We start from the raw sequence: 8918 nt of genomic DNA on the forward strand, positions 1-8918 counted from the left end.
GCGCACCGGGAGTACCGACATGTACCTCACCGACCGCTCCACGCCCCAGGCGGTGGACACCGGGCAGGCCCGAAGACGCGGCCGGGGACCCGGGGTCGCCCCGGTCGTCCTCGTCCTGGGCACCGTCAGCCTGATAACCGACATCTCCTCGGAGATGGTCACCGCCGTACTGCCGCTCTACTTCGTCACCACCCTCGGCTTCAGCCCGCTGGGCTTCGGCGCCCTCGACGGCGTCTACAACGGGGTCAGCGCGCTGGTCCAGCTGACCGGCGGCCACCTCGCCGACCGGGTGCGCAACCACAAACTCATGGCCGGACTCGGCTACGGCCTGTCCGCGCTGTGCAAGCCGCTGCTCCTGCTCGCGAGCAGTGTCGGCACCCTCGGCACGGTTCTCGCCCTGGAGCGCACCGGCAAGGGCCTGCGCACCGCCCCGCGCGACGCGATGATCTCCCTGTCCACACCGGCCGGCAAACAGGGCCGGGCCTTCGGTGTGCACCGGGCGATGGACACCACCGGTGCGATGCTCGGCCCGCTGGCGGCGTTCTTCATCCTGCGCGCGGCGACCGACGGATACGACGCCGTGTTCGGCGTGAGCGCCTGCTTCGCCGCGCTCGGGGTGCTCGTCCTGGTGCTGTTCGTACCCGGCGGGCAACGCCCCGCCCGGCCGGGCGGGGCGGACACGGCCGAGGACCGGCTGCCGGGCGAAGCAGCCGTGGTGCACGGCCCGCTGCCGGGCGACACGCACTCGGTGGACAGCCCGCCGCCGGGTGAGGCAGCCGTCGTGCACGGCCGACCGCCGGGCGACACGGACGCGGCGCTCGGCCCGCTGGCGGCCGGCGTGGACACGCTGGACGGCCCACTGCCGGGCGGCACGGACGCGCCGCACGGCCCGCTGCCGGGCGACACGCACTCGGTGGACAGCCCGCCGCCGGGTGAGGCAGCCGTCGTGCACGGACGACCGCCGGGCGACACGGACGCGGTGCACGGCCCGCCGCGTGGTGAAGCAGCCACGGCCGGCCACCGCGGGTCGGGTGACGCCGGCCCGCTCGACGGCCAACGGCCGGGCGGGGCGGGCGCCCTGGAGGAGCGCCGGCCCGTCCGCGTGCGCGAGGCGCTGGAGTTGCTGCGTCTGCCGCGGCTGCGGGCGCTCGCCGGCTGCGCCGCGCTGTTGGGCCTGACCACCGTCAGCGACGCGTTCGTCTACCTGCTGCTGCAACGGCGCGCGGGCATCGGCGAGCAGTGGTTCCCGCTGCTGCCGCTGGGCACAGCGGCGGTGTTCCTGCTCCTGGCCGTGCCCGTCGGCGCGCTGGCCGACCGGATCGGGCGGCACACCGTGTTCCTCGCGGGACACATGGCCCTGCTCACCGGCTACGCCCTGCTGTTGTGGGCTCCGTCCACCCCGGTCCTGCCCTGTCTCGTGCTCGCCCTGCACGGCGCGTTCTACGCGGCCACCGACGGCGTGCTCCCGGCCGCCCTCGCCGACGTCGTTCCCGAGCGTCTGCGGGCCAGCGGACTCGCCATCGTCGGCACCAGCCAGGCGCTGGCCCGGTTCTGCTGCTCGCTCGCCTTCGGCGCCGCCTGGACGGTGTGGGGCGACGGGCCCGCGCTGGCGGTGTCGGCCGCCGGGCTGCTGTGCTGCGCGGCCGTCGCGGGCGTGGTGCTCCGGCCGGCCGGCGGAACCCGATGACCACCCCGGCCCCGAGGAACCCCATGTCGTCACTCCGTCGCCGTCTGCTGATACTCGCCGCCGCGGTGCTGGTCCTCGCGGGCCTGGGCACCGGCGTTGTCCTGCACGCAGCCACCCGCGCCGACCGGGCCGACCGGCCGCGGGCGGGCGACCCCACCGTCAGCGCGGGCAGGCTCACGCTCGGCCAGAAGGGCCGCCTGACGTTCGTCAACGGGGCCGCCGGACCCCACCGGACGGCGGTCGCCTCGGTCCCCTCCGCCGCCCCCGGGAGTGCGCGGACCGCGACGGACCTGAAGTGCGCCCGCTTCTACGCGGCGGCCGGCACCGGCGTCTGCCTCCAGTCCGTCCCCGGCGTCCTCAAGCAGAGCAACCGGGTTCTGCTCCTGGACGCGAACCTGCGCACCAGGCGCACCTTCCCGCTCGCGGGCAATCCCAGCCGGGCCCGGGTCTCGCCCAGCGGCCGCTTCGTCGCCTGGACGGTGTTCGTCTCGGGCGAGTCGTATTCCTCGGCGTTCTTCTCCACCCGGACCTCGGTCCTGGACACCCGCACCATGCGGCTGACGCCCAGCCTGGAGACGTTCTCCGTCGTCCTGGACGGCAAGCCCTACCACGCGTCGGACGTCAACTTCTGGGGCGTCACCTTCGCCGCCGACGACGACACCTTCTACGCCACTCTCAACACCGCCAACCGCACCTACCTGGTGCGCGGTTCGCTCTCCCGGCGCACGGTGACCACGCTGACAGAGAACGTGGAGTGCCCCTCGCTGTCCCCCGACGGAACCCGGCTCGCCTTCAAGAAGCGCGTCCTTTCCCGTACCGCCCTGTGGCACGAGTACGTCCTCGACCTGAGCACCCTGCGCGAGACACCCCTGGCCGAGCGCCACAGCGTCGACGACCAGGCCACCTGGCTGGACGACGACACCCTCGCGTACGCCCTGCCATCCGACGGCAGGGTCGGCAGCAGCGACCTGTGGACGGTTCCCGCCGACGGCACGGGCACGCCCCGCCTCGTGATCCGCGGGGCTTCGTCGCCGGCGCCGCTGTAGCGGGACACCGAAGTACTTCCGTCTGCCAGAAGCCACCTTGCCGGGCGGGCCCGCGTCACGACGCTGAGTGCGACCACGGCACGCGGGGCGGCGCGGCCCCGCACTCAGGGACGGGAACGCCATGCCGCACACCACCGCCTTCGCCAGGAACCAGTGGTACAGCCAGCGGACCTTTCCGACCTGCGCTTGAGTGGGGGCGATGAGGCTGTGACCTGCTAGGCCGGGCTGCAGTGGCGATCGGAGGCAGTCAGAGGAAAACACTCTGATTCGACCCCGGTTCGACCCGGATCACTCGGAGGCCCCACATCCTGTCCGATCAGCCGGGCCAGCTCGTGCGGCAAAGACCGACCTGTCCGACAAGCAGTGGGCGCTGATCGAGCCGCGGATCGCCGCGTGGAAGGCCCGCATCGCTCGGTCAGCGGCCACCAGGGCCGGTACGAGATACGGGAGATCGTCAACGCGCTCCTCTACCAGGGCCGCACCGGCTGTCAGTGGGACCTGCTTCCGCCCGACCTGCCACCGCGCGGCGGGGTGATGTACCACTTCACCAAGTGGCGCGATGACGGCACCGACCAGACCATCCACGACCTGCTGCGCTGGCAGGTGCGGCGGAAGGCGGACCCGAGCCTGGCGGTGCTCGACACCCAGAGCGTGCACGCGGCGGCCGGGGTGCCCGCGGAGTCGACGGGGCGTGATGCGGCAAAAAAAGGTACCGGGCCGCAAGCGCGGCCTGGCTGTTGACGCGTTGGGCCTGGTGATCGCGGTGGTGGTGCTCGCCGCATCCGTGCACGACAACGCTGCCGGCATCGCGCTGCTGGACAAGGTCGCAGCCGACACCGCGCAGAAGGCCCTGGTCGACCAGGGCGTCAAGAACGCCGTGGTCGCGCACGGGGTGCAGGTCGGCATCGAGGTGACAGCGGCGTCCCCTGCGACCTCGACGTCGTCCCCGGCGCTTTCCACGGCTTCGACCTCGTGTTTCCCCAGGCCGAGGTCTCGCGGGAGTTCTGGCGCCGGCAGGCACGGGTGCTGAAGGGCGCGCTGTGACACCGACCGGCAATGAAGGCAGACCGACTCCTCACGGCGGCGGCAACGGGACCGGGCGGCACGTGGCGCCCGGGCGACGTCTGCGGAGTCGTCGAGGCCGTCTGCACCGGAGTCAACCCCGTTCAAACCGGGTGACGAGGTCTTCGGCATGCCGCCACGGGCCTGACACAGACCGGTCAGGCCGGTGCGGTCCCCCGGGCTGCCGACGGCCTGGGTGGAAGGCAGGGCGCGTGACGTGGACGCTGCCGGAGCCCGATGCCGGCCATCCCCGTGCCTGATCCTGCTCTGCTCCGCCGCGGACCACTCGGGAGCCGGGCTGGGCGGGCGAGCCCCCAGAGGGACGGATACGAAGCGCTCCGCTTCACGGCCCGGCAGAGCGGCCGTCGGACTCGACGGTGCGCGCCGAACGCCGCAGGGTGCCCGCCGGTGGCGCGGGACGCCGCCTTCGGCGGACACCGCCCGCGTGGCGGTGGCGTCCGGGGCGGCGGTCGGCCGGAAAATAACCTGCCGATCATAATATTACATGCGTCAGACCATAGATTAGAATGGGATGCGAGGCAATGGCCCGGCGGAGTTGACGGAGGGGAACCCTGTGGCGCGCTACACCAAGGAACACAAGCAGGTGACGCGGCAACGGATCATCGAGCGGGCCGGCCACCGGTTCAAGCAGGACGGCATAGACGGCTCCGGCATCTCCACTCTGATGTCGGACGCCGGACTCACCAACGGAGCCTTCTACGCCCACTTCGACTCCAAGGACGACCTCGTCGCCAACGTCGTCGCCGACCAGCTGCGCACCCAGATGAAGAAGTACGGCACGCTGCGGCCCGGTCGCGAGGGGCTCGAGGATTTCGTTCGCGAGTACCTGTCACCCGAACACCGGGACAACCCCGGCGACGGATGCCCGTCCGCCGCCCTGCTCGACGAGGTCGGCCGCTGCGGCGACGGGACCAAGGACGCCTACACCGACGGCACCAGGGCCATCGTGGAAGAGATCGCCGCCCGCCTGGCACCCGAGGATCCGCAGTCCGCCCGCGGTAAGGCCCTCGGGCTCTTCGCCATGACGGTGGGAACGTTGCAGTTGTCCCGCGCTCTCTCCGACCGGAAGTTCTCCGACGAGGTCCTGGAGAAGGGAATCGAGAACGCCCTCACCTTCATGCTCTGAGGGGGACGGTCAATTGGCGGCCGGGTGACCGCCTGCCGCCGCCGCGCCCTGCGTGATGACGCGCGCCCGACCGCGGCTCGCGCCGAGCAGCCAGGAGCCAGGACTGACCGGGTCGCGAGCGTGGCCGGGACGAACCACCGGCTCGGAACGGGAAGCACGGCCGCCCCCACCGGCGTCCGGCTCTGAGCCGACGCCCTCGGCCCCGGCGCCGACCGCACTGCGCGCCTACGGCCGTTCGAGGAACTGGAGAGCCGTCGGCACGAACTGCTCGTGGAACTGGAAGATGCCGCCGTGTCCGGCGTCGGGGTAGACCTCAAGCTCGGCGTTCGGCAGCCGCCGGGCCATGGCGACCGAGTTCTTCGTCGGAACCATCCGGTCGTCGTCACCGTTGGCGACGAGCACGGGTTGCTGGATGACGGAGAGATCCTGCGGCCGTGCCAGCCCCCAGCGGTGAATGGCCTTGAGCTGGGAGAAGTAGGAGATGAGGGAGATCGCCTTGTCCCGGTCCTGCGTGCGCTCCTTCAGACGGGCCAGGAACTGCTTGCCGGCCCGACGCCCGTTCACCGTGCGGGTGAAGAAGAGGAACTGCTTCGGGTCCTGAAGGGTGAGCAGGGCCCGGAGGGTGTCGAGGTGGGAGATCCGGGTCACGTTCTTGATGCCCTCGCCGCCGGCAGGACCGGTGCCCGCGAGGATCAGCCTGCGGATGAGTTGCGGTTCGGTCTGCGCGATCACCTGGGCGATCATGCCGCCCATCGAGAAACCGAGGACGTCCACCTGCTCGAGCCCGAGCGCCCGGATGAACGTGGCAGCGTCCTTGGCCATCTCCTCGATGGTCTTCGGTGTCGAACCGGTGGACGCGCCGACTCCCCTGTTGTCGAACGTGATTACCCGGTGCCTGGCGGCGATGCCGTCGACGACCCGGGGGTCCCAGTTGTCGAGCACCGCGGCCAGGTGGGTGAGGAAGATCACCGGGACACCGGACCGGGGACCGAGATCACGGTAGGCGAAGGCCACCCCGTCCGCGGTGACCGTGCGAGTCGGTGCGTTCTTGTACGACGTCACCACGTCGCCTCGTACTCCGTCTGCGTCATTCACGGTCGTGCCCTTCGAGGTGAGGGGTTACCGCCAGTGCGCCGACCCCTTCTTCCTCGCAGGGTGGGCGCAGGGCGGTCCGGGTCTCCCGACTGCGGCTGCAGTCCGCGGAGTCGACGGTCGGAGGCTTCGGAAGGGCCCCGCTGGGTTCAGGTCCCTGAGCGTCCCGCCGACTTTTGAAGTATGACCATACTTTCATGAGGGTACAAGAGGGCGGTCCGATCGAAAGGGCGCAACGACGGAATCGCGGGTATCGCCGAACGTGGAGTGCAGGCCACGGCGCAGCCGCTGCCAGTGGTGAGCAAGGCGGACGACAAGGCCCTGACCAGCTCTTTCGCAGAGACACCTCCGCCTGACAGAAGCCGCCTTGCGCACCAACCACAGCCGTCAGGACCCTGATTCCAACCAGGGCACGCGGGGCGACGAAGCCCCGCCGACAGGGACGGGAACCCCCATGCCTCACATGACCGCACCTCCCGCACCTTCGGCACCCACATCACCGAGGCGCCGCCCTGGTCGCCGAAGGCGTCCACCCGGCCCTCGTGGAGAACGTCGCCCGCAAGACGGGCATGGCGGTCGGCCCGCTCGCTGTCCTCGACGAGGTGACCCTCACCCTGCCCTTGAAGATCCGCGCCCAGACCCTCGCGGACCTGGGCGAGAGCGCCGCCCCGGATCTCAGCAGCAATCCCCCCTACCAGCTGCTCGACGTCCTCGCCAGGGAGCTCGGACGCACCGGGAAGGCCGCCGGCGCCAGCTTCTACGACTACCCGGCTGACGGACCCAAGCAGCTGTGGCCGGGTCTGGCGGAACGATGGACCCGGCCCGACGACGCCGGGATACCGGAGCAGGACATCCACGACCGGCTTCTGTTCATCCAGGCGCTGGAAACCGTCCGCGTGCTCGACGACGGCGTCCTGACTCCGTGGCCGACGCCAACATCGGCTCGATCCACGGCATCGGCTTCGCCCCCTGGACCGGCGGCACCCTCCAGTACATCAACACCTACGGCCCACAGACCTTCGTCGACCGCGCCGACCACCTCGCCGATCACTCACCGGGCGCCCTGCCGAGGGAAAGTCCGGGGCGGCCCTCAGAGATCCGCACGACCTGCTCGACGCGGGTGGACGAAGCCGTGGTCGATCAGGCTCTGCCCGGTGTCCCGCAGGATCTCCTCGATCGGGCGTGTGCTCCAGCCCAGTTCGTCGATCGCCTTCTGGCTGGAGAAGCGCTCTGCCGGGCATGGAATGCGCCGCCTACGCCTGTCGACCGTTCCTCGGCGTGGCGCCGGTGTGACTGGGCGTCGGCCTGGCGGAAGGGCGGCAGCGGGCCGTCGGGGATTTCGACGCCGGTCGTCAGCCGAATCGGGTCGAAGCGGGTCTGCGGCCGAGGCGCCGGCCGTTCCCGGCAGCTGCGTGTCGCCCGGCCGCCGCGCCCACGCCGGCGTGCGGTCCTGGCCGGCCACTCCCTTACGTGTCGAGCAGCGCGGCGGTGAGGCACCGGTGCAGCCAGTCGGCGCAGCGGTCGAGCGGCCAGTGGCAGTCGTCGGTCAGTGTGAAGTAGGAGGCGTTGCCGAGGAAGTACCAGAGCACGTCCGCAGCCTCGTCGACGGTGACTCCGGCGCGCAGCGCGCCCAGTTCTCCGAGCCGGGCCGCAGTGGCCCGCAATCCGCGGCGCAGGCTGTCGTGCGCCGCGTCGACGGTCTCCCGGACCCCGGCGTCCTGGGGTGCGGCGGCGATCGCCTGACGCATGATCGGCGACCAGAGCTCGAACTCGCTTCGAGTGCCGTCCACGAGCATGCGCAGCAGCGCGCCGGGGTCGGTTTGCGCAGCGATCCGCTCGTAGATGCCGCCGCCCTCCGCGGCGCGCACCCCGTCCTCGATGAGTGTGCGTAGCAAACCGCTCTTGCCTCCGACCGCCGCGTAGACGGTGGGCGCTGCTACCCGCGCTGCGCGGGCGATGTCCTGCACCCGGGTGTCGAAATATCCCCGTTCGACGAACAGTGCCCGCGCCGCCAGCAGGATCGCTTGACGGGTCGCAGCCGCGTACTCGGCCCGCCGTCCGGCCTCTTGTGTCACCACCCCTATGACTCTAGACCCTGCCCGGTCGTCAACCTTTGACAGTGGACTACACTCGATATAGTCACCTATCAGAGAAAGTGGTTCCATGATCTTTGCGATACTCGACGAGCTGGCTGACCTGTTCCCCGGCATCACTCCTGAGCAGGACAAGCTCCCCACGCCGTGCGACGACTTCGACGTGAGTACGTTGCGCCGCCACCTGCTGGGCTGGCTCACCTACTTCGACGCTGCCTTCACCGGCCCGTCCGGCAGCGACCGGCCCGACCCGTCCGCGTTCACGGGCCCCGACGACCCGGGTGCCGTGATCGCGCACCTCGCCTCCACGGTCCGATCGGGCCTGGCCGGCGGCCTCGCGACAGCTACCGTGCACGTTCCGCTGCTGGGCGGCGCCTATCCGGGCTCCGCAGTCATCGACCTGCTGTTGATCGAAACGCTCGGCCACGGCTGGGACCTGGCCCGTGCCACCGGCCAGCGATGGACCCCGGACCCGCAAACCTGCCAGCATGCCCTCACCGTGCTCGAAGGCGTGATCCAGCCGGAATACCGTGGCCCCGGCATGCCCTTCGGCCCCGAAATCGCCATCGAGGCAAGCGCACCACCTCTGGACCGGCTGGTCGCTTTCACCGGCCGCAATCCCGCTTGGGCGTCCCCCGTTCAGCTGAGCTGATGAGCGCCTGCGGCGTCGTCCTCGTTTGACGGACCGGGGGGGGGGGGGGGGGGGGGGGGGGGGGGGGGAAGGGGGGGGGGGGGGGGGGGGGGGGGGGGGGGGGAGAAGAGAGGGGGGGGGGGGGGGGGGGGTGGGGGAG

At 71.2% G+C, this 8918-nt stretch carries 6 protein-coding genes and 2 pseudogenes; 6 read left to right on the forward strand and 2 right to left on the reverse strand.

The features are described from left to right. Positions 1 to 19 precede the first annotated feature (19 nt). The 4 genes and pseudogenes from AC07AZ_RS29785 (at position 20) to AC07AZ_RS29800 (ending at position 4942) form a co-directional block, all read left to right on the forward strand. Positions 20 to 1687, forward strand: coding sequence for an MFS transporter (locus AC07AZ_RS29785; RefSeq protein WP_478853146.1), 1668 nt, complete (start codon positions 20 to 22; stop codon positions 1685 to 1687). Between the two features lie 23 nt (positions 1688 to 1710). Next, complete coding sequence (locus AC07AZ_RS29790; protein ID WP_478853148.1) at positions 1711 to 2733, forward strand: TolB family protein; 1023 nt, start codon at positions 1711 to 1713, stop codon at positions 2731 to 2733. 349 nt (positions 2734 to 3082) lie between these two features. Continuing rightward, positions 3083 to 3646, forward strand: a pseudogene (locus AC07AZ_RS29795) (transposase); the annotation flags it as partial. A 723-nt stretch (positions 3647 to 4369) separates the two neighbouring features. After that, entirely contained in the window at positions 4370 to 4942 is a 573-nt protein-coding gene (locus tag AC07AZ_RS29800) for a TetR/AcrR family transcriptional regulator (RefSeq protein WP_478853150.1), read from the forward strand. Between the two features lie 225 nt (positions 4943 to 5167). On the opposite strand, the gene AC07AZ_RS29805 is transcribed toward AC07AZ_RS29800, so the two are convergent. Next, positions 5168 to 6037, reverse strand: coding sequence for an alpha/beta fold hydrolase (locus AC07AZ_RS29805; protein ID WP_478853152.1), 870 nt, complete (start codon positions 6035 to 6037; stop codon positions 5168 to 5170). 509 nt (positions 6038 to 6546) lie between these two features. Here AC07AZ_RS29805 and AC07AZ_RS29810 point away from each other — a divergent pair. Further along, a pseudogene (locus AC07AZ_RS29810) lies at positions 6547 to 6789 on the forward strand (3-hydroxyacyl-CoA dehydrogenase family protein); the annotation flags it as partial. A 711-nt stretch (positions 6790 to 7500) separates the two neighbouring features. On the opposite strand, the gene AC07AZ_RS29815 reads toward AC07AZ_RS29810, so the two are convergent. Continuing rightward, entirely contained in the window at positions 7501 to 8112 is a 612-nt protein-coding gene (locus tag AC07AZ_RS29815) for a TetR/AcrR family transcriptional regulator (RefSeq protein ID WP_478853154.1), read from the reverse strand. Positions 8113 to 8197: 85 nt separating this feature from the next. Here AC07AZ_RS29815 and AC07AZ_RS29820 point away from each other — a divergent pair, with 85 nt between their 5' ends. Next, positions 8198 to 8779, forward strand: a complete 582-nt coding sequence (locus tag AC07AZ_RS29820) for a TIGR03086 family metal-binding protein (protein ID WP_478853156.1) — start codon at positions 8198 to 8200, stop codon at positions 8777 to 8779. Positions 8780 to 8918: the final 139 nt, after the last annotated feature.

It is taken from the genome of Streptomyces sp. NPDC043878, assembly GCF_056435735.1.